Origin of the sequence: Sphingomonas horti, assembly GCF_009753715.1 — a bacterium.
Taxonomy (GTDB): Bacteria; Pseudomonadota; Alphaproteobacteria; order Sphingomonadales; family Sphingomonadaceae; genus Sphingomonas_B; species Sphingomonas_B horti.
The window spans coordinates 1-18,899 of the sequence record NZ_WQMS01000004.1 but is presented as its reverse complement, the minus strand read 5'-3'; the positions used below and the strand labels follow the sequence as shown (position 1 = coordinate 18,899).

22 protein-coding genes and 1 tRNA gene are annotated in these 18,899 nt (G+C 67.1%); 8 read left to right on the top strand and 15 right to left on the bottom strand.

Annotation, left to right across the window (positions count from 1 at the left end; translation table 11 throughout):
• Positions 1-40 precede the first annotated feature (40 nt).
• Complete coding sequence (locus tag GON01_RS03460; RefSeq protein WP_309503899.1) at positions 41-487, bottom strand: SOS response-associated peptidase family protein; 447 nt, start codon at positions 485-487, stop codon at positions 41-43.
• Between GON01_RS03460 and GON01_RS03455 the strand changes: the two genes are divergently transcribed.
• Positions 470-1,276, top strand: coding sequence for an SOS response-associated peptidase (locus GON01_RS03455; protein WP_309503897.1), 807 nt, complete (start codon positions 470-472; stop codon positions 1,274-1,276). The two genes, GON01_RS03460 and GON01_RS03455, sit on opposite strands and share 18 nt — an antisense overlap.
• Before the next feature lie 120 nt (positions 1,277-1,396).
• Here the strand turns inward: GON01_RS03455 and GON01_RS03450 are convergent, their stop codons facing one another.
• The 3 genes from GON01_RS03450 to GON01_RS03440 all read right to left on the bottom strand — a co-directional run bounded on the left by GON01_RS03450 (position 1,397) and on the right by GON01_RS03440 (position 4,306).
• A complete protein-coding gene (locus GON01_RS03450; RefSeq protein WP_157025987.1) occupies positions 1,397-2,026 on the bottom strand; it encodes a DNA-binding protein in 630 nt (209 codons plus the stop codon).
• A gap of 73 nt (positions 2,027-2,099) precedes the next feature.
• Entirely contained in the window at positions 2,100-3,965 is a 1,866-nt protein-coding gene (locus GON01_RS03445) for a site-specific integrase (protein ID WP_157025986.1), read from the bottom strand.
• Positions 3,966-4,229: 264 nt separating this feature from the next.
• A tRNA-Pro gene (locus GON01_RS03440) sits at positions 4,230-4,306 on the bottom strand.
• Between the two features lie 81 nt (positions 4,307-4,387).
• Between GON01_RS03440 and GON01_RS03435 the strand changes: the two genes are divergently transcribed.
• Entirely contained in the window at positions 4,388-4,645 is a 258-nt protein-coding gene (locus GON01_RS03435; protein ID WP_198159769.1) for a hypothetical protein, read from the top strand.
• Between the two features lie 7 nt (positions 4,646-4,652).
• On the opposite strand, the gene GON01_RS03430 is transcribed toward GON01_RS03435, so the two are convergent.
• Positions 4,653-5,801: an acyl-CoA dehydrogenase family protein gene (locus GON01_RS03430; RefSeq protein WP_157025984.1), complete on the bottom strand. Its 1,149-nt coding sequence runs from the start codon at positions 5,799-5,801 to the stop codon at positions 4,653-4,655.
• A gap of 175 nt (positions 5,802-5,976) precedes the next feature.
• Here GON01_RS03430 and GON01_RS03425 point away from each other — a divergent pair, with 175 nt between their 5' ends.
• Complete coding sequence (locus tag GON01_RS03425; protein ID WP_157025983.1) at positions 5,977-6,816, top strand: SMP-30/gluconolactonase/LRE family protein; 840 nt, start codon at positions 5,977-5,979, stop codon at positions 6,814-6,816.
• Here GON01_RS03425 and GON01_RS03420 read toward each other — a convergent pair.
• Entirely contained in the window at positions 6,767-7,249 is a 483-nt protein-coding gene (locus tag GON01_RS03420; protein ID WP_157025982.1) for a hypothetical protein, read from the bottom strand. The genes GON01_RS03425 and GON01_RS03420 overlap by 50 nt on opposite strands.
• 138 nt (positions 7,250-7,387) lie before the next feature.
• On the opposite strand from GON01_RS03420, the gene GON01_RS03415 reads away from it, so the two are divergent.
• Genes GON01_RS03415 through GON01_RS03405 form a run of 3 tightly spaced genes read left to right on the top strand, consistent with a single transcriptional unit; the run spans position 7,388 to position 11,002 of the window.
• Positions 7,388-8,659, top strand: coding sequence for a 3-methyl-2-oxobutanoate dehydrogenase (2-methylpropanoyl-transferring) subunit alpha (locus tag GON01_RS03415; RefSeq protein WP_157025981.1), 1,272 nt, complete (start codon positions 7,388-7,390; stop codon positions 8,657-8,659).
• Positions 8,660-8,667: 8 nt separating this feature from the next.
• Positions 8,668-9,672 (top strand): alpha-ketoacid dehydrogenase subunit beta, encoded by a 1,005-nt coding sequence (locus tag GON01_RS03410; protein WP_157025996.1) that lies wholly within the window; start codon positions 8,668-8,670, stop codon positions 9,670-9,672.
• A gap of 4 nt (positions 9,673-9,676) precedes the next feature.
• The gene (locus GON01_RS03405; protein WP_157025980.1) at positions 9,677-11,002 is read left to right on the top strand and encodes a dihydrolipoamide acetyltransferase family protein; all 1,326 of its coding nucleotides are present in this window, start codon (positions 9,677-9,679) and stop codon (positions 11,000-11,002) included.
• A gap of 3 nt (positions 11,003-11,005) precedes the next feature.
• Here GON01_RS03405 and GON01_RS03400 read toward each other — a convergent pair whose 3' ends face one another.
• From GON01_RS03400 to GON01_RS03375, 6 genes are all read right to left on the bottom strand, one after another.
• Positions 11,006-11,686, bottom strand: a complete 681-nt coding sequence (locus tag GON01_RS03400; RefSeq protein WP_157025979.1) for an ATP12 family chaperone protein — start codon at positions 11,684-11,686, stop codon at positions 11,006-11,008.
• A complete protein-coding gene (locus GON01_RS03395; protein WP_157025978.1) occupies positions 11,683-11,892 on the bottom strand; it encodes a hypothetical protein in 210 nt (69 codons plus the stop codon). Before GON01_RS03395 ends, GON01_RS03400 begins: the two co-directional genes overlap by 4 nt.
• Positions 11,893-11,894: 2 nt before the next feature.
• Complete coding sequence (locus GON01_RS03390) at positions 11,895-12,551, bottom strand: HAD-IA family hydrolase (RefSeq protein WP_181600269.1); 657 nt, start codon at positions 12,549-12,551, stop codon at positions 11,895-11,897.
• Complete coding sequence (locus GON01_RS03385) at positions 12,548-13,636, bottom strand: RluA family pseudouridine synthase (protein WP_157025977.1); 1,089 nt, start codon at positions 13,634-13,636, stop codon at positions 12,548-12,550. The genes GON01_RS03390 and GON01_RS03385 overlap by 4 nt, the downstream gene beginning before the upstream one ends.
• Complete coding sequence (crcB, locus tag GON01_RS03380) at positions 13,633-14,007, bottom strand: fluoride efflux transporter CrcB (RefSeq protein ID WP_157025976.1); 375 nt, start codon at positions 14,005-14,007, stop codon at positions 13,633-13,635. Before crcB ends, GON01_RS03385 begins: the two co-directional genes overlap by 4 nt.
• Positions 14,008-14,112: 105 nt before the next feature.
• A complete protein-coding gene (locus GON01_RS03375) occupies positions 14,113-14,565 on the bottom strand; it encodes a peptidylprolyl isomerase (RefSeq protein ID WP_157025975.1) in 453 nt (150 codons plus the stop codon).
• A 119-nt stretch (positions 14,566-14,684) separates the two neighbouring features.
• On the opposite strand from GON01_RS03375, the gene mgtE reads away from it, so the two are divergent.
• Positions 14,685-16,088: a magnesium transporter gene (gene mgtE / locus GON01_RS03370; protein ID WP_157025974.1), complete on the top strand. Its 1,404-nt coding sequence runs from the start codon at positions 14,685-14,687 to the stop codon at positions 16,086-16,088.
• Positions 16,089-16,119: 31 nt separating this feature from the next.
• A complete protein-coding gene (locus GON01_RS03365; protein WP_157025973.1) occupies positions 16,120-16,506 on the top strand; it encodes a DUF1489 family protein in 387 nt (128 codons plus the stop codon).
• On the opposite strand, the gene GON01_RS03360 is transcribed toward GON01_RS03365, so the two are convergent.
• From GON01_RS03360 to GON01_RS03350, 3 genes are read right to left on the bottom strand one after another with little or no spacing between them, the layout of a single operon-like run.
• Positions 16,507-17,196 carry a GIN domain-containing protein gene (locus GON01_RS03360; RefSeq protein WP_181600268.1) on the bottom strand — a complete coding sequence of 230 codons (690 nt, stop codon included), beginning with the start codon at positions 17,194-17,196 and terminating at the stop codon, positions 16,507-16,509.
• The gene (locus GON01_RS03355; protein WP_181600267.1) at positions 17,187-17,864 is read right to left on the bottom strand and encodes a head GIN domain-containing protein; all 678 of its coding nucleotides are present in this window, start codon (positions 17,862-17,864) and stop codon (positions 17,187-17,189) included. The genes GON01_RS03360 and GON01_RS03355 overlap by 10 nt, the downstream gene beginning before the upstream one ends.
• Positions 17,855-18,571 (bottom strand): head GIN domain-containing protein, encoded by a 717-nt coding sequence (locus tag GON01_RS03350; RefSeq protein ID WP_157025970.1) that lies wholly within the window; start codon positions 18,569-18,571, stop codon positions 17,855-17,857. The genes GON01_RS03355 and GON01_RS03350 overlap by 10 nt, the downstream gene beginning before the upstream one ends.
• Between the last annotated feature and the right edge of the window lie 328 nt (positions 18,572-18,899).

The window sequence follows — 18,899 nt, the reverse complement described above, 5'->3', positions numbered from 1 at the left end:
TGCGGGCGGAGCATCCGGTCATCAGGACTCGCGCTGCGGCTCAGATCAGATGTCCCTGGCGCGGGTCGCTGTCCGCGCGCTCGACCCGGAAGGTGCCTTTCGGGAGTGGCCGAAGCAGCCCCTCGTCGCCGCCCTCGAGCCAAGCCGTCCGATCCTTGCGCAGGATGACCGCGTTTTGTCGCTCGCGAAGCGGCCGCACGTCCTCGCCGGCCGCGATGGTCAGCACGGCATAGGAAGCAGGCCAAGTGCGGCTCGCCGGCCGCCAGATGCCGGCGAAATAGAACCAGTCGCCGTCGACGAGCGACACGCGATAGCGCCGGCCGTCGAACGGCAGATACACCTCGGATGCCGGCACCAGGCAGCGGTTGGTCGGAAAGGAACGCCCTTCGGAGCGCAGCGCGGCGCCCGGCCGGCCGGTTGGCTCAAGCGGCTCGAAGCCCCAGCGCAGGTTGACCATCTCGAGGCCGTCATGGCCGTGGCGGATCACGGCGCCCGGCTCGCCGATCCTTTCGGCATGGCTGGTCCGATTGCTCGGATAGCCGGACGCCGCACGGGCGGCTCTTGTGCTCGGCGCACCGCGTTCAGCAGCGGAATGGACATCAGCGACTCGGCTCATGACCAGAACATAGCAGGAACGCGAGTTGCATGCGATTCCAATCCGGGCGAGGACGAAGGGATGTGCAATGACTATCGGCTCAACGTTGACCTCGACACGATCGCAACCGACTTCAGCGACCTGAAAATCAGGATCGATTTCCCGGAAGGTGCGCCCAACCTGGCGCCCCGTGACGACATTCGCATTACCGACACGGCGCCGATCGTCCGCGCGAGCGCGGGCGGCGGTTATGAACTGGTCCAGCGCCGGTGGAGCTGGCCTGGTCCCACCGGCAAGCCCGTCTATAACTTCCGATCGGATGGCCGGAGCTTCGGCGAGAACCGGTGCCTGATACCCGCCGACGGCTTCTACGAGTTCACCGATCCGCTGCCCGTCGAGGGCGGGCCGAAAAAGCGCGTGAAGGACAAGTGGCTGTTCACAATGCGCGATCATAATTGGTTCTGTATCGCCGGCATCTTCCGCTCAGCGCCGGAAATCGGCGAAGCCTTTACGATGCTGACGACCGAGCCAGGACCAGATGTCGCCCCTTATCACAGTCGCCAAATAGTCGTGCTTGGCCGTAACGATTGGGCGCGCTGGCTCGACCCTGCCACGCCTGCCGTCGAGATCCTTGAACCCGCTGCGCCAGGTAGTCTTGTCGTCACAAAGGTGAATCGCTGAACCGGAGCACCAGGTTCGTTCGCACAAGCATAGAAGTGTTGAACCCGGCCATCCTTCGCGCGTCCGGAGCGGGCAGCCATCCGCTCGCCCGCGCGCCCAGCACCCAAAGAGTGACGCAGCTTAGTTAGCAGATGGTCCCAAACGCTTGGCGCGAGGCGGCGGCAACGATTCTGGGGTGCCTTGTGGACAGCTTCTGAGCGCCGCGGCGAGCCTCGCCGCCATCTCCTCGAAGCCCAACCCTCGCCTTCCGATCGAGTCGATCAGAAATTGCGTTTCACGGCGAAGTTCGGTTGCGACACCCTCCCAGTGGGCCAACTCACGATCAAGCTCATCTACCCGTCGTGAGAGGGCTGCCGACCGGGCCTGCTCGGCTACCAAGGCCGCCTCAAGGCGCGCCGATTCTTCGTCAGCCGTCTCCACTTCATCGAGAAGCCGACGCTCGCGTTCAGCAAACTGCTGAGCATCGTGAGCTCGCGCCGCTTCTAAGGGAGCGACAAACTGCTGCATGATCGTTTTCACCGTCTGCACGAGCATCGCCACCTGGCTGTCGCTCAGGGTCATGCTTGCCTGGTCAGTCGGCCGTTGGGCGCGCCACGCCTTGAGACCGTTATTGACGGTCGAACGACTGCCTCTCAGTCCGAGCCGCTCGTGAACCATACCGACCGAAATTCGATCGGCCTCAACTCCAGCAGCGACCAAGCCATCACACGCTGACCAGATTTCCTGCTCCGTTATCCTCGCCGCGCTCATGTCGATGATCCGAACTGTATGAATGTATGGAGATACATACAGTCAGCCATACAGTGTTGTGCCTGCTTCTTCGTTAAACGGATCTGGAGGCTCCCGCGTCCGATCTCACTTTCCGATGACGGCCGGTGCCGACCCGCGAACGGTCCTGCAGCGGCAATAAGCGCACCGGGCGAGCCGGCACGTTCTCGGTCAGCACCGGCACGTATTTCATGAGAAAATTCAGCCTTTCGGCGAGCACCACATCGAGTCCTTCGGTCTCGATGCGCTTCGAATAATGCTTCGCGTTCGTCCCGCTCCGGGCATGACCCATGATGTCCGCGCGGATGATCTCGTTGACACCGTCCACCTCGTAAAATGAGGAGCCAAGGCTCCGGATCGAATGGATGTCCGGCCCCTTGCCAGCCTCATTGACGGGCACGGGAATGCGGTCCGCGATGTAGTGGAAGAGGTGCACCCAGGCGCGGCCGTAAAACTGTGCACCGCCGCGCTTGGCCGAGTGCAGGTAGAGCTCGGGAAAGAGAGCAGCGTGACCCTCCTTCCTTATGGCTCGAACATAGTCGAGAAAGCCGAGCCGGATCAATTCAGGATGAAGAGGGAGCGCCCGGCGCCGGGCCACACGCTTCTCGCCAGCCAGCTCTCCGTCACGGCCTCGAATGTCATTATCCTTGATAATGAAGTGGGGAACATCATGGTCGATGTTCACCTCGTCGGCGCGAAGTCCGCAGATTTCCTCGCGGCACGCCTGATGATAATACCAGAGCAGCGGCCCAAAATAGGCCGCGTCGTGCCAGACCTGAAGGTTGCTGAATTGCTTCAGGCGCTGCTTCGCGCCACCTCCGCCTAGATAGAGCGGGCTGGAGAACAACACTTCCATGTGCGCGCGCTTCCAGGGCGGCCGCAGGACCTTGCCGTCGTCCTTGATGCGGACCATTGCGCCCGCGAAATCGAGCACGAGCGTATTTGGCACCTTCGGCTTCCAGGCGCTTTGCGCAAGGTGCTTCGCAACGGTCGACATCGTCGACAGATCACGATTCAGCGTCTTCATACTCCGGGTCTCACCGGCCGGCACCGCCGGTTGCGTCTCGATCCAAGCATCAAAGGACTGCCTCATTGCCGCTTCGGCATCGGCGCGGCCGAAGCTGACCGGCAGTCGAAGAAGGCCACGCTTGAACGCGGATACGTCGAGGTGATTGTAAGTGCCGAGCGGTCGGTCGCCGGTGATCCACGCGAAGCGTCGTTGGATCGCCCGTTGCTGCCGGCAGTCGCCGCTCCATTGCCCTTCGAGCTTCAATTCGGCGACGAGGTCCTCGATAACGGAACTGAAGCGCCTTGAATCGTAAGTTATGAATTGACAGTCCGGCAGGGCATCGGACGGCACCTTTGATGAGCGGACGGGTGGGGCCGAGACGGTCGCCGGTCTCTCAAGCTGCCCAGGATCTATAGCCAGGAGCGCCTGAACCGGATCCGGCGCGTCCTGGATCACCGGATGCTCGATCAGTGCCGCGCGGCGATGCGCCTCTGCTCGGGCACCGAGGATCAGCATTCGTCCCTGCTCGATCGTAGTCGGGTTCGGATAGGCGTCGATGTGCTCGAGCCGCTCCGCGACCTGCGCGCTGGTGATGTTCTTGGCGGCACACAGCCGGTCCAGATCACAGGCGATGAACTCGATCTCGAGCTCGTCGAACCCTTTTTCAGCGAGCTCCGCCCGGTCGGCCTCTGTCAGTTCGGTCGGCCGGTTGAGGCGACGGGCCACGCGGTAAGCCTCGGCGAACACGCGGGTTTGCCGGATCGACCGCGCCGGCTCTGGATTGAGGAAGATGGGTGCAATCGCCCGCTCAAGCTCGGCGCGGAGTTCCAACTGGACGAGTTCGGCTATTTCTTCGGATGAAAGATAGTCGCCGTTCTCGATCATCTGCTTCAGCTCCCGCATCTTGGCCAAGAAGCGGACCGAAAGCCTGGCGGAACGCTCGCGCGCCTCGCCAGGGTCCGCTGTCAGAAGGGCGATCGATACAGGGCGAGAGCAAAGATTTCGGAAATGGATGCGGCGGCGGAAGCGATAGCGGCCGTGGCGACGGACGACGAAGGGTATACGGGACAAGTCTCCACCTTCCCGGTGTGCCCCGCGCATGTGCACCCGTCATGGAGCCGGATGCCGCTCAGAGCGCACCTAAGTAGCGGATTTCCCATCGCAAATGCGATAAAGTGGTCGGGGAGAGAGGATTCGAACCTCCGGCCCCTGCCTCCCGAAGACAGTGCTCTACCAGGCTGAGCTACTCCCCGACCGGGACCGGGCCGCCGAAGCGCCCGCGGAGGCAAGACGTGCGCCCATAGCGGGGGGCGGGGCGGCTTTCAAGCACGGTGTTGCGCGAATTTGCCCCGCGCGTGGCACCCGGCGCGCGCTCGCGCGTTGAGAACGGCTCGCAGCTGATGGTGCATGTCGAAATGGAAGAGGCGGAGCGTATCGTCGCCATCGGGCTGCTGACCGAGCAGGATCTGGACATCCTGGGCACCGGCTTTCGCCGCGCGTTCCGGATCGACGACACGCCCTGCTTCGACGAGCTGCTCGCCGCGATCGACGCAGCGGAGAAGCAGGCGGAAGAGATGCGCGCGGGAAGCTAGCCGGCCATCACAATTTCCGCCCGATCAGCTCCTTCATGATCTCGTTGGTGCCGCCATAGATGCGGCTGACGCGCGCGCCGCGCCAGGCGCGGGCGATCGGATACTCGTTCATATAGCCGGCGCCGCCATGGAGCTGGAGGCATTTGTCCATCACCTCCCATTGCAGCTCGGTGTGCCAGAGCTTGGCGGCGGCGCCCTCTTCCGGCGTCAGCTCGCGCTTCAGGTGACGGGCGAGCGCCCAGTCGATATGCGCCCAGCCGACCTGCAGCTTCGCCTTCAGGTCGGCGAGCGTGAAGCGGGTGTTCTGGAAATCGAACACCGTCTTGCCGAACGCCTTGCGGTCCTTGGTGAAGGCAACGGTGTCGTCGAACGCGCGTTGCGCCGATGCCTGGGCGCCGATCGCGATCGCCAGCCGCTCCTGCGGCAGCTCCGACATCAGGTAGATAAAGCCCTTGCCTTCCTCGCCCAGGCAATTGGTCATCGGCACGCGCACGTCCTCGAAGAACAGTTCCGACGTGTCGGCGGCGTCCTGGCCGATCTTGTCGAGGTTGCGGCCGCGCTTGAACCCCTCGCGCGTCGCCTCGACCAGGATGATCGACACGCCTTTCCAGGCGGGCTCCACGTCGGTGTCGGTCTTCGCGCAGACCAGGACCAGATCGGCATTCTGGCCGTTGGTGATGTAGGTCTTGGAGCCGTTGATGACGTAATGGTTGCCGTCCTTGCGGGCGGTGGTGCGGATGCCCTGCAGGTCGGAGCCGGTGCCCGGCTCCGTCATCGCGATCGCGGTGACGACCTCGCCGGAAACCATCTTGGGCAGCCATTCACGCTTCTGCTCCTCGGAGCCGTAGGAGACGAGATAATTGACGACGATGTCGGACTGGAGCGTGAAGCCGAGCGGCGTGCCGGCGTAGCTGACTTCCTCGTCGATCACCGCGTTATAGCCGAAATCGAGGCCGAGCCCGCCATATTCCTCGGGCACGGTCGGGCAGAGCATGCCGATCTCGCCGCCCTTCACCCAGATGTCCTTGTCGACGATGCCCTGTTCGTCCCAGCGCGCGATATGCGGCACCGCCTCCTTCTGCAGCCACGCGCGCACCGTCTGGCGAAAGGCCTCGTGCTCGGGGCTGTAGACGGTGCGGCCATGGGTATCGAGCATCGGTCTCTCCTGTTTCGAGCAGGAGAGACGGAGTTTACGTTTCCGTCAAGGGGAGCTCTGTCGTCATCGCGGGCCCTTCGACAAGCTCAGGACAGGCTTGACCCGGGGGCCGCCTTCTATCCACGACGGTGCCGAAGAAAAGGTGGGCTCCGGCTCAAGATCGGGGTGACGGTTCATGGTGGACTCGATTCTCGACGCAAAGGCCGAACTGGGCGAGGGGCCACGCTGGCATGTGGGCGAGCGGCTTCTCTATTGGGTCGATATCGCGCGGCGGGAGCTGCACCGGTTCGATCCCGCCAGCGGCACGGACGAGAAGCGGGTGTTCGACGAACCGGTCGGGTGCTTCGCCTTCCGCAAGGCCGGCGGGCTGCTGCTGGCGATGAAGGACGGCTTCGCGACGATCGACGACTGGGACGCCGAGCCGGCGCCGTTCGGCGAGCCGGTGCTGAAAGGCAAGGCCGATTACCGCTTCAACGACGGGCGCACCGATCCCTGGGGCCGCTTCTGGGTCGGCAGCGTCGACACCACCAAGCAGACCGGCGAGGCGGCGCTCTACCGGCTCGACCCAGACGGGCGCGTGACCTGGATCGAAGGCGAGATGCTGACCTGCAACGGCGCCGCCTTCACCGCCGACGGCAGCCGCTTCGCCCATGCGAACACGCCCAGCCACGCGCTGCGCATGTACGATGTCGAGAATCGCAAGCTCACCAACCGGCGGACCTTCCACCAATGGCCGATCGGCGAGGGGCGCCCCGACGGCGGCTCGTTCGACGAGGCTGGGTTCTACTGGACCGCGCTGTTCGACGGCGGCCGCGTCGCGCGCCTGTCGCCCAAAGGCGAGGTGGTGGAGGAAATCGCGCTGCCGGTCAGCCGGCCGACGATGATCGTGTTCGGCGGCGACGACCGGCGCACCGCGTTCGTCACCAGCGCGGGCGTCGAAGGCGAGCGGCTGTCGGGGGGAATCTTCAGCTTTGCCGTGGATGTGCCCGGCGTGCGAGAATGGCCGTTCGGCTGATCATCAGCCACTTCAGGTCGCCCGTGCCGGCGAAGGCGGCCTCGCAGGCATCGGCCATGGTGTCGACGCATTTTACGAGCACGCGGCCGCGCATCATCCAGTCCAGCGTCTCCACCCCGCAGGCGATGAAATCCTCCCGGTGCAGGATGCGGCCGGCGCGCAGCAGCGCCTCCGGCAGGCGGCAGGCATCTTCCTCGAACAGGATTTCGAACCAGGCCCAGTCGGGCCGGCGCTCGGGATCGAGCAGCTGGACCAGTTGCTCCCCGCCCCGTTCGAGCAACGCGCGCGCGCTCTTCAGGTCGGGCTGACCCTGCAGCTTTTCGGCGGCGCGCAGCATCACCGCGACCAGGTCGCGCGGCGTCGACGGAGCGGGTTTGGGAGCGGTGGAGGCCGATGCGGCGGGGATCGTTTCGGCTGTGCCCAAGCTGAACATGAGATTAAAACGCGAGGGAAGGCTCCCGGTTGCATGGCGATTGTGCGGCGCAGCACATCGGGCGCTCGCAACAGGCTTTGAAATTTTATAACAAGCCGGGCAAAGAGCCTCGCGCCCGCGATTCCCTTGGGAGAGAGGATGTCCACCCGCCCTAATCTGCCGCCCTTGAGGCTGCACGTGCCTGAGCCGAAATTCCGGCCCGGCGACGAAGCCGATTTCGGCGACGTCCCGATTCCCGCCGCCGGCGCGACGCCGCGCCCGGCCGTCGACTCCGCGCCGGCCGCGTTCCACGACCTCGCCTATGGCCTGGTCCGGGTGCTTGACGAAAAGGGCCGCGCGGTCGGCCCGTGGGACCCGAAGCTCAGCCCCGACACGCTGCGTGGCATCCTGCGCGCAATGGCCAAGACGCGCGCGTTCGACGAGCGGATGTACCGCGCCCAGCGGCAGGGCAAGACCAGCTTCTACATGAAGTGCACCGGCGAGGAAGCGATCGCCTGTGCCCAGGCCTATGCGCTGCACCGCGACGACATGTGCTTTCCCAGCTATCGCCAGCAGGGGCTGCTGATCGCGCGCGACTGGCCGCTCGTCGACATGATGAACCAGATCTACTCGAACAAGGGGGATCGCCTGGCCGGCAAGCAGCTGCCGATCATGTATTCGACCAGGGAAGGCAGCTTCTTCTCGATCTCCGGCAACCTCGCGACCCAGCTGCCGCAGGCGGTCGGCTGGGCAATGGCGTCGGCGATCAAGGGCGACACCCGGATCGCCGCCACCTGGTGCGGCGAAGGGTCGACGGCAGAAGGCGATTTCCACTCCGCCTGCACCTTTGCCTCCGTCTATCGCGCGCCGGTGATCATCTGCGTGGTCAACAACCAGTGGGCGATCTCCAGCTTTTCCGGATTCGCGGGCGCCGAGGCGACGACCTTCGCAGCACGGGCGATCGGCTACGGCATTGCGGGCCTGAGGGTCGACGGCAACGATGCGCTGGCCGTCTATGCCGCGACCGAATGGGCGGCCGAGCGCGCGCGCACCAACCAGGGGCCGACGCTGATCGAGTTCTTCACCTACCGAGCCGAGGGGCATTCGACCTCCGACGACCCCAGCGCCTACCGCTCCGCCCAGGAGCGCGAGAAATGGCCCTTGGGCGACCCGATCAGCCGGCTGAAGCAGCATCTGATTGCGCTCGGCGAGTGGGACGAGGAGCGCCACGCAGCGATGGACCTGGAAGTCGCGAACGAGGTGAAGGCGGCGCAGAAGGACGCCGAGAAGAACGGCATCCTGGGCCACGGCATGCACCAGCCGATGTCGACCATGTTCCAGGATGTGTTCGAGACGATGCCCTGGCATCTGGAGGAGCAACGACAGGAAATGCTGGCCGAGGCCAAAGCCGCGGGGATCGAGACGAGCTGATGGCCCGGATGAACATGATCCAGGCGATCAACTCGGCACTCGACGTGCTGATGGATCGCGATCCGGATATCGTCGTGATGGGCGAGGATGTCGGCTATTTCGGCGGTGTGTTCCGCGCGACCGCGGGGCTGCAGGCCAAATACGGCAAGACGCGCGTGTTCGACACGCCGATCAGCGAGCTCGGCATTATCGGCGTCGCGGTCGGGATGGGCGCCTATGGCCTCAGGCCGGTGCCGGAGATCCAGTTCGCCGACTATATCTATCCGGGGCTCGACCAGCTCGTGTCCGAGGCGGCGCGGCTGCGCTACCGCTCGGCCGGCGAGTTCACGGCGCCGATCACGGTGCGCTCGCCGTTCGGCGGCGGCATTTTCGGCGGCCAGACGCACTCGCAGTCGCCCGAGGGCATCTTCACCCATGTCGCGGGCCTGAAGACGGTCGTGCCGTCCACCCCCTATGACGCCAAGGGCCTGCTGATCGCTGCGATCGAGGACAATGACCCGGTCATCTTCTTCGAGCCGAAGCGCATCTATAACGGCCCCTTCAGCGGCCATTACGACCGCCCGGCGAAGAACTGGTCGCAGCACCCGGACGGCGAAGTGCCCGAGGACTATTACCGGATCGAGCTCGGCAAGGCGCGGGTGGTGCGGCCGGGCGCGGACCTGACGATCCTGGCTTATGGCACGATGGTCCATGTCGCGGCCGGCGTGATCGAGGAGCAGGGGATCGATGCCGAGCTGATCGACCTGCGCACACTGCTGCCGCTCGACATCGAGACGATCGAGGCGTCGGTGAAAAAGACCGGCCGCTGCCTGGTTATCCACGAAGCGACCCGCACCTCCGGCTTCGGCGCCGAGCTGTCGGCGCTGGTGCAGGAGCGCTGCTTCTATCACCTGGAAGCGCCGGTCGAGCGCGTGACCGGCTACGACACGCCTTATCCGCACAGCCTCGAATGGGCCTATTTCCCCGGTCCTGTCCGCATCGGCGAGGCGATAAAGAAGATCATGAAGGACTGACGAGATGGGCCTTTTCACTTTCCGGCTGCCGGACATCGGCGAAGGCATTGCCGAGGCCGAGATCGTCGCCTGGCACGTCAAAATCGGCGACCGTGTCGAGGAGGACGGCAAGCTGGCCGACCTGATGACCGACAAGGCGACCGTGGAGATGGAATCGCCGGTGGCGGGCGTGATCCGCGAAGTGGCGGGCGAAGTCGGCGACACGATCGCGATCGGCTCGGCGCTGGCAGTGATCGAGACCGAGGGCGAGGCGGAAGCGGAAGCGCAGGTTGCCGCGCCGGTGACGAGCGAGACCGCGGCCGAGCCGATGCCGAAACTCAGCCCCTCTCCCGTTCCGGGAGAGGGCGACTCGCGCGCCAGCGCGAGCGGGGTGAGGGAAGCGGAGGTTGAGGATGGGGCACCAACGCCCACGCCCTCACCCTCCCACTCGCCTGCGGCGAGCGGGCCTCTCCCTCTCCCGGAACGGGAGAGGGGCTTGGTCCTCGCCTCCCCAGCCGTCCGTGCGCGGGCGAAGGAGTTGGGCATCGACCTCGCCGGCGTGAAGCCGAGCCAGGAGGGCCGTGTCCGCCATGCCGACCTCGACGCGTTCCTGACCTATTCGGCGGGCCAGGGCTATAGCCGGCCGGCGGCGCCGCGCCAGAACGAGCAGGTGAAGGTGATCGGCATGCGCCGGCGCATCGCCGAGAACATGGCGGCGTCGAAGCGGGCGATCCCGCACTTCACCTATGTCGACGAGATCGACGTGACCGACCTCGAGGACATGCGCGCCGACCTGAACGCTAATCGCGGAGACCGGCCGAAGCTGACCATGCTGCCGCTGCTGATCGTCGCGATCTGCAAGACGCTGCCTGATTTCCCGATGCTGAACGCCCGCTACGACGACGAAGCGGGCGTCGTGACGCGGTTCGGTGCCGTCCATCTCGGCATGGCGACGCAGACCGATGCCGGGCTGATGGTGCCGGTGATCCGCGATGCGCAGGCAAAGAATGTCTGGCAGCTGGCGCGGGAGATTTCCCGCCTTGCCGAGGCTGCGCGGAGCGGGAAAGCGAAGTCGGAGGAGCTGTCGGGATCGACGATCACCGTCACCTCGCTGGGGCCGCTGGGCGGGATCGCGACGACGCCGGTGATCAATCGCCCGGAAGTCGCGATCATCGGCCCGAACAAGATCGTCGAGCGGCCGGTGTTCGACGGCGACGATATCCGCCGCGCGAAGCTGATGAACCTGTCGATCAGCTGCGACCACCGCGTCGTCGACGGCTGGGATGCGGCGAGCTACGTCCAGGCGCTGAAGAAGCTGCTGGAAACGCCGGTCCTGCTGTTCGCGGACTGATCGTCAGGCGATCAGCTCCAGAAACCGCACCGCCGCGTCCCAGTCGCGGCGGCGCGCCTCGCGTGCCTGCGCGGCGAGCGCGTCGGCGCCCCAGGCCTCTGCCTGCCATAGCTCGTCGAGATTGACCGCGGCCCAGAGCGTGCCGGGATCGAAGGCGCGCTCGACCAGGGCCAGCCCGGCGACCAGCGAGCCGCCGATCGTCACCAGCGGCGACAAGGCGGCCAGCTCGAACGCGCCGCGCGCGACCGTCGCGTCACGCAGGCGAGCGACCGTCTCGGCAGGCTGCGGACGGTGCATCACGCCCGCGGTCACATCCACATGCACGTCGTAGCGGCGCTGCACCCAGGCCAGCAGCGGGTCCCATTCGGCCGCCTGGCGCGCGACCAACTCGGGCGGACTTTCGGCGCGATAGGCGAGCAGGTCGCTCTCGCCATATCTGGCGAGCGCTTCGCCGAAGGCTAGCCGGTCGGGCTCCACGATGTCGATCGCGGCATTGGCGAGCCCGGTCAGCGGCAGCGCGCGCGGGTCGAGCTCCTCGCCGACGGCATCCCATTCCGCAGCGACCGCCCCGGCAAGCGCCGGAGTCGGCAGCTGCAGCCGGTTCCGCTTCGGCGTACGGACCGGCCGCCCGTCGAGCAGCACGTCGCCCCCTTCGGCACGCGCTTCGGTCCAGAAGCGCTTCATTTCGGCGTCCGCCAGCGGCGCGCCAGCAGCAGCGGCACCACCGCGAAGGCAAGCGCGCCGACCAGCACCATGACCATGCCGGCGATCGGCGGCACGTCGAGAAGCCGCCCGGCCGCCACCACCAGCCCGAACATCACCAGCAGCGCGCCGGCGAGGCGGAGCAGCGAGATCACCAAGAAGCGGTTGCGGGCCTTGTCGTCGTCCATGCTCAGAATCGCTCCATCCAGCCGATCAGGTCTTGCGCGGTCTCGACGACGTCCAGCGCGCCGGCCGACCGGAGGTCGTCCGCGTCGTGATAGCCCCAGCCGACACCCAGCGCATGCGCGCCGGCCTCGCGCGCCATCATCATGTCGAAGCTGGTGTCGCCGATCATCACCGTGGTTTCGGGCGCGGCGCCCGCCCCGGCCATCGCGGCGTGCAGCATCGCGGGATGCGGCTTGGACGGATGGCGGTCGGCGGTCTGGAGTGTGACGAACCGCGCGTGAAGGCCGTGCCGTTCCAGGCACAGCCTCAGGCCGCGATCGGACTTACCCGTGGCCACACCGAGCAGCCAGCCGGCATCCTCGAGCGCCTGCACGGCGTCGGCGATGCCGTCGAACAGCGGCTCCTCGACCAATCCTTCGGCGCGGTGACGGTGAAAGGCGGATTTGTAGGTCTGGGCAAGCAGGTCGTGCAGGTGAGGCTCGGCATCGGGAAGCAGCGCCCGCATCGCCTGCGGCAAGCTCAGCCCGACGATCCGCCGCGTCGCTTGTCGATCCGGCGGAGTCAGGCCATGGGACGCGAAGCATTCGTCCATTGCCCGGCAGATCGCCGCCTGGCTGTCGACCAGAGTTCCGTCGCAATCGAAAACGGCGAGGTGGTTCACCCCCGCCCTCTTCCCCGCCGCTCGCCCTTGCGTTCCTTGCGGCGGGCCTTGGCGGCGGCGCTTGCGGCGCGGCGCTTGCCTTCGGGCGTCTCGCTGAATTTCACTTCGTCGAGCGGCACGTCGCCGACCGCGGGATCGAAGCCCAGCGTCTCGAAGCTCTCGGCGATGTGGGCCGGCGGCTCGGCGGTGACGTCAAGCCTACCGCCATCCGGATGTTCGATGCGGATGCGGCGCGCGTGGAGGTGCATCTTGCGGCTGATACCGCCGGTCAGAAACGCGTCCTGCCCGCCATATTTGCCGTCGCCGACGATCGGATGGCCGATCGCCGCCATGTGCACGCGCAGCTGGTGGGTGCGGCCGGTGAAGGGCTGGAGCTCGACCCAGGCCGCGCGGTTGCCGGCGCGCTCGATCACCCGGTAGCGGGTCCTGGCCGGCAGCCCTTCCTTTTCGTCGACATGCATCTTCTCGCCGCCGGTGCCCGGCTGCTTGGCGAGGGGCAGCTCGATGAAGCCGTCCTCGATCGAGGGCACGCCGGCGATCAGCGCCCAATAGACTTTCCGTGCGGTGCGGCTGGAGAAGCTCTTGCCGAAAAAGGCGGCGGCGCGGCTGGTGCGGGCAAGCAGCAGCGCGCCCGACGTGTCCTTGTCGAGCCGATGGACGAGCTTCGGCCGCGAGTCGGCATCGAATTGCAGCGCGTCGAGCAGGCCGTCGACGTGCTCGTGCGTCTTGGTCCCGCCCTGAGTCGCGAGGCCGGGCGGCTTGTTGATCACCAAAGCCTGCGGGTCGCGGTGGATCACCAGCTCCTGCGCGAACGCGATCTGGTCCTCGCTGAGCGGCGCGCGTTCGCGCTTCGGTTTCGCGGCGGCGGGAGCGGGCGGTTCGGCGGGCGGGACCCGGATCGACTGGCCGGCGGCGATCCGGTCGCCAGGCGCCGCGCGCTTGCCGTCGACGCGAAGCTGGCCTGTCCGCGCCCAGCGGGAGACCTGGGCGAACGAAATGTCCGGCAGGTGCCGCTTGAACCAGCGGTCGAGCCGGATGTCGTCGTCGTCCGGGCCGACGGTGAAGGTGCGGACTTCACTGCTCATGCGACGGCCCTAAGGAACACGATGCCGCCGGCAAGGCCCGCGAGCGCGCCCGCGACCGATGCTGCCACGTAGGCGACAGCGACCGCATATTGGCCGCGCTCGATCATGCCGAACGTCTCCAGGCTGAAGGCGGAAAAGGTCGTGTAGCCGCCCAGAAGCCCGACGCCGAGCAGCAGCCGCCACGGCTCATTCGCGCTGCCGACGCGGGCAAGCGTGCCGGCGAGCAAGCCCATCAGCAGCCCGCCAGACACGTTCGCGATCAGCGTTCCCCAGGGGAAGGCCGGGCCGAACGCGCGCAACGTCAAGCCGCCCAGATGGTAGCGCAGCGCGGCACCGACAGCGCCGCCCAGCATGACGAGAAGCGTTTTCATGGGAGGGGCTGTAGAGCGAACGCTGTTGATCGTCACCCCGGCCCGGAGCCGGAGCCTACCGGCCTCGGGAGAAGGCGGGTCCCGGGTCAAGCCCGGGAGGACGAGTCAGGAAATGGTTGCCTTCAGGATCTTGCCGGGGTTGCGCGGCGGCTCGCCCTTGGGGAGCTTGTCGACGAACTCCATGCCGCTCTCGACATTCCCCCAGACGGTGTACTGGCGGTCGAGGAACGTCGCGTCGTCCAGGCAGATGAAGAACTGCGAATTCGCGCTGTTCGGATCGGGCGTGCGCGCCATTGAGCAGGCGCCGCGGACGTGCGGCTCCGCATTGAACTCGGCCTTCAGGTTCGGCTTGTTCGAGCCGCCGGTGCCGGTGCCGGTCGGGTCGCCACCCTGGGCCATGAAGCCGTCGATCACGCGGTGGAACACGACGCCGTCGTAAAAGCCTTCGTTCGCCAGCTCGGTAATCCGCTCCACATGGCCGGGCGCGAGATCGGGACGCAGCCGGATGACGACATCGCCGCCGGTGTCGAGCGTGAGGGTGAGCGTGTCGCCGGCCATGTCCGAATCTCCTTGGGTCTGAAGCGGCCCATATAGAGACGGGAGCCGGGCATGGAAGGTTGCGTTTTTCGCAACTCCGGGCCTAAGCCCGCGCCGGGCCAAGCGAAAAGGAGGCGGAGATGAGCGAGACCGAACTCGACCAAGCCGCCCGCGAACCCGAAACCCAGCTTGACGAAGACGACCGGTTGAAGCCCGAATTCGTCCGCGCGGTGATCGAGCGGCTGGAGGCCGGCGACCCCGAAGGCGCGCGCGCGCTGGTCGAGCCGCTGCACCCGGCCGACATCGCCGACCTGTTCGAGCTGGCGCCGTTCGAATGGCGCGCGCCGCTCGCCGCCGCGCTGAAGGACGTGCTCGACGCGGACGTGTTCGCGGAGATGAACGATTATGTCCGCGAGGACCTGATCGACGAGCTGGAGCCGGCCCAGGTCGCAGATCTCGCCTCCGAGCTCGATACCGACGACGCGGTCGCGATCATCGAGGACATGGAGCCGGCCGAGCAGCGCGAAGTGCTGCGGGCGATGGAGCCGGACGATCGCGCCGCGATCGAGGAAGCGCTTTCCTACCCCGAGGAATCCGCGGGCCGCCTGATGCAGCGCGAGCTGATCGCGGTGCCCGAACATTGGTGCGTCGGCGACGTGATCGACTACCTGCGCGGCAACGAGGACCTGACCACGGATTTCTGGGAAATCTTCGTGGTCGATCCGGCCCACCGGCCGGTCGGCACCTGCCAGCTGAGCTGGATCCTGCGGACGCCGCGCACGATCCCGGTCGCCGACGTGATGAAGCGCGAGCAGACGCTGATCCCGGTCGACATGGACCAGGAGGAGGTCGCGCTCCGCTTCCAGAAATACGCGCTGATTTCGGCCGCAGTGACCGATCAGTCGGGGCGGCTGGTCGGCATGATCACCGTCGATGACATCGTCCACATCATCCAGGAAGAGGCGGGCGAGGACATTCTGCGCCTGTCCGGCGCCGGCGATGGCGACATCAACCAGCCGATCCGGCTGACCATCCGCACGCGGCTGACCTGGCTGGTCGTCAACCTGGGCACCGCGATGCTCGCCGCATCGGTCGTGGGCCTGTTCCAGACCGAGATCGGGCGGTTCGCGCTGCTGGCAGTGCTGATGCCGATCGTCTCGGGCATGGGCGGCAATGCGGGCACGCAGACGCTGGCCGTCTCCGTGCGCGCGCTCGCGACCAACCAGCTGACCGAATCCAACACGCTGCGCATGTTCGGCCGCGAGCTGACCATCGCCAGCGCAAATGGCCTGGCGCTGGGCGTGCTGATCGGGACCGGGGTGGGGACAATCTTCGCCTATCCGCTGCTGGGCCTGACGATCGCGCTCGCGATGCTGATCAACAACCTAGTGGCGGGACTGGCCGGCATCCTGATCCCGATCACGCTCGACCGGTTGCGGATCGACCCGGCCGTCGCTTCGGCCGTGTTCGTGACCACCGCGACCGACGTGATGGGTTTCTTCAGCTTCCTCGGGCTCGCGACCTTGTTCAACCTGGGCGGTTGAACCGGACCGTTCGCGCCGCCATTTCCGGCCCATGCTTCACCTGTCGAAAGTCGCGGTCGGCTGCGCCACGGCCGAGGCGCTCCGCCTGCGCGTCGCGGCACGGGCGGACGGCGGCATCGTGCGGATCACGACGCGCTATCGCCCGACCCGGCACGCGGAGCTGATCGGCGGCTCGCTCTACTGGATCATCAAGCACCGGCTGGCCGGCCGGCAGGAAATCCTGCGCTTTGCGGAAAGCGAGGACCGGCGCTGCCTGATCGAGCTCGACGCGCGGCTGATCCCCGTCCACCCGCACCCGCGCAAGGCGCACCAGGGCTGGCGCTATTTCGGCGCGCCGCCGCCCGATTTCGGCACCGCTGAGGCTGCGGACCTGCCGCCGCGGCTGATGGAAGAACTCACCGGGCTGGGGCTGATCTGACTAATTCCCGCAGGTCAGCGGCCCGCCGCCGACCTTGCGGACCTCGCAGGCGGCGCTGCCTTCGACGGCGATCGCGCCGATCCCGAGCGCGTTGACCTTCGCGCTGCGGCCGGCCTGCATCGTGATCGCGCCGGCGCTTTCGCTGGTGAGGGTCAGGTCGGAAACGGCCAGGTCGGCGGCGCGGATTTCGGCCGTCCCGCGCGCCACCGCCGCGCCCACTTTCGCCCGCCCGGACACCTCGATGGTGCCGGAACCGGCCACGGCAAGGCTCGCATTGTCCGCATCAATGCCGTGCACCGTCAGGCGGCCCGAGCCCTCGACGGTCAATACGACGCGCGGCGCCTTCATCCGGTCGACATCGAGGCTGCCCGAGCCGACCACGATCGCGGTGTCGAGCCCGGGCGTGGTGACCGTAATGGTCGCCGCGCCGGACTGCTTGCCCGGATAGCCGCCCCAGCCCGACAGGTTCGGGCGGATCAGCATCGTGCGCCCCTCGACCCTGACCGACACCCGCTCAAGCGCTTCCTCGCTTCCGGTCGCTTTAGCCGACACCGCCTTGCCGGTCGTCACCGTCACCGCGAACGGGCCTTCGAGCCGGATGCGGTCGAAGCTGGTGACGCTGTAGCCGCGTTCGGCAGCGGCGGCAGGCGAAGCGGCGAGGGCCAGGCCGGCGAGCGCGATCAGCCGCACCTGGCCTCGCCCGATCCGCGCGCACGCACCCGGCAGTTCGTGGTGCCGCTGACAATGGCGTTGCCGGAGCCGACCGAGACGACCTCCGCCTGCTGCGATGCCTGCGCCTCAACATTGCCGGAGCCGACCGCGCTCACCCGTGCGGACCGGGCGCGGACCCTGCGGGCGTCAATATTGCCGGACCCGGCCGCGCTTGCCTGCAGCTGATCCACGACCCCGGCCGCGTTGATGTTGCCGGAGCCGGCGCTGGCCAGGGTCGCGGTGCGGGTCCTCAGCTCGGCAACGGCGAGATTGCCCGATCCCGCCACCGAGCCGGCGAAGTCCGGCCCGGCGACGCGGTCCACCCGCACGTCGCCGGAGCCCGCCACGCTTGCCGCCCGCAGCGCCGGCACCGTCACATAGACGGTAGCGCGCGCCCGGCCGGGCCAGCGCATGCCACGCCGGGTGCGGATCACCAGCTTGTCGCCTTCGACATGCACGTCGAGCCGCGACAGCGCCGCCGCGTCGCCGACCGCGCGGGCAGATGCCGGCGCGCCGGTGCGCACCTGCACCTCGGCGGGGCTGGAGGCCGAGATTTCGCTGAACCGACCAACGGGGTAGGTCTGCTCGGCGGCGGCAGCGGGCGCGGCGGTCAGCGCTGCAAGCGCGACGCCCGCGATCAGCCGCACCGTACGTCCCCCGATCCCATCTTGCTGACGCGGCAGCGTGGATTTCCGGCGATGTCGACATCGCCCGAGCCGATGATCGACACGTCCGCTTCGCCGCTGACCGCCGCGCGGACATCGCCCGAGCCGGCGATGCTGATCTTGGCGCGTTCGGACTTCAGCCCGCGCGCGTCGACATTGCCCGACCCTGCGATCGACACGTCGATGCTCTTGGCCACGCCCGCGATCGAAGTGTCGCCCGAGCCGGCCACGTCCAGCGACGCGGAATCGGCCTGGAGCGCGCCGATCGTGAGGTTGCCCGAACCGGCCACCGATCCCTGGAACGACGCTGCCTGGACATTGTCGACTTTCATGTCGCCCGATCCGGCGATCGATGCGCCGCGCAGCCGCGGTACCGTCACGGTGATCAGGGTCGGCTCACGGTTTGATGACCAATTCCAGCCCCAATGCTTCTCGCGCCCGATCCGAAGCTCGCCGTCGACGACCTTCACCTCGAGCTTGTCGAGCATGTCGTTCGGCCCGGTCGCCGTCACCGATTCCGCGCCGCCGACCCGCACCACGACATTGTCCGACCCGCGCAGCGACACGCGGTCGAAGCCGCGCGCGTCGAAACTGCGGCTGCCCGAGCCGCCGTCGTGATTCTCCGCATGCACCACGCCGCAGCCCGCCAGCAAAGCCGCCGCCGCGGCCACAAAGGTCACTCGAGACATCAGCGCTCTCCCAGCTGTGTTGGCTATATAATACACTGGAGAGAAGGGCTGTCTAGCCCCATCGACACCAGCCCGTCCGCGAGGGGTAGTTGGCTGCCGTTTCCCCTCTCCCCGACGGGGAGAGGGCGACTCGCGCGCAGCGCGAGCGGGGTGAGGGGGAGAGCGAAGCGATCGTGAAAGCCAGACCCTCACCCTCCCACTCGCTTCGCGAGCGGGCCCCTCCCTCTCCCGCAAGCGGGAGAGGGGCTAGAGCGTTTTCGAGGTGATTTGAATCGCGGGGGATTCACACGGGCGTGTTTTTCTGATTCAGCATGACTGCTGGGCAGGA

What these genes read in the sequence shown, in the direction of transcription:
- GON01_RS03455 (WP_309503897.1), top strand. Translation starts at nt 470, where the DNA reads ATGGCCGTGGCGGATCACGGCGCCCGGCTCGCCGATCCTTTCGGCATG.
- GON01_RS03450 (WP_157025987.1), bottom strand. Translation starts at nt 2,026, where the DNA reads ATGAGCGCGGCGAGGATAACGGAGCAGGAAATCTGGTCAGCGTGTGAT.
- GON01_RS03430 (WP_157025984.1), bottom strand. Translation starts at nt 5,801, where the DNA reads ATGCTCGATACCCATGGCCGCACCGTCTACAGCCCCGAGCACGAGGCC.
- GON01_RS03425 (WP_157025983.1), top strand. Translation starts at nt 5,977, where the DNA reads ATGGTGGACTCGATTCTCGACGCAAAGGCCGAACTGGGCGAGGGGCCA.
- GON01_RS03420 (WP_157025982.1), bottom strand. Translation starts at nt 7,249, where the DNA reads ATGTTCAGCTTGGGCACAGCCGAAACGATCCCCGCCGCATCGGCCTCC.
- GON01_RS03415 (WP_157025981.1), top strand. Translation starts at nt 7,388, where the DNA reads ATGTCCACCCGCCCTAATCTGCCGCCCTTGAGGCTGCACGTGCCTGAG.
- GON01_RS03410 (WP_157025996.1), top strand. Translation starts at nt 8,668, where the DNA reads ATGAACATGATCCAGGCGATCAACTCGGCACTCGACGTGCTGATGGAT.
- GON01_RS03405 (WP_157025980.1), top strand. Translation starts at nt 9,677, where the DNA reads ATGGGCCTTTTCACTTTCCGGCTGCCGGACATCGGCGAAGGCATTGCC.
- GON01_RS03400 (WP_157025979.1), bottom strand. Translation starts at nt 11,686, where the DNA reads ATGAAGCGCTTCTGGACCGAAGCGCGTGCCGAAGGGGGCGACGTGCTG.
- GON01_RS03395 (WP_157025978.1), bottom strand. Translation starts at nt 11,892, where the DNA reads ATGGACGACGACAAGGCCCGCAACCGCTTCTTGGTGATCTCGCTGCTC.
- GON01_RS03385 (WP_157025977.1), bottom strand. Translation starts at nt 13,636, where the DNA reads ATGAGCAGTGAAGTCCGCACCTTCACCGTCGGCCCGGACGACGACGAC.
- crcB (WP_157025976.1), bottom strand. Translation starts at nt 14,007, where the DNA reads ATGAAAACGCTTCTCGTCATGCTGGGCGGCGCTGTCGGTGCCGCGCTG.
- GON01_RS03375 (WP_157025975.1), bottom strand. Translation starts at nt 14,565, where the DNA reads ATGGCCGGCGACACGCTCACCCTCACGCTCGACACCGGCGGCGATGTC.
- mgtE (WP_157025974.1), top strand. Translation starts at nt 14,685, where the DNA reads ATGAGCGAGACCGAACTCGACCAAGCCGCCCGCGAACCCGAAACCCAG.
- GON01_RS03365 (WP_157025973.1), top strand. Translation starts at nt 16,120, where the DNA reads ATGCTTCACCTGTCGAAAGTCGCGGTCGGCTGCGCCACGGCCGAGGCG.
- GON01_RS03350 (WP_157025970.1), bottom strand. Translation starts at nt 18,571, where the DNA reads ATGTCTCGAGTGACCTTTGTGGCCGCGGCGGCGGCTTTGCTGGCGGGC.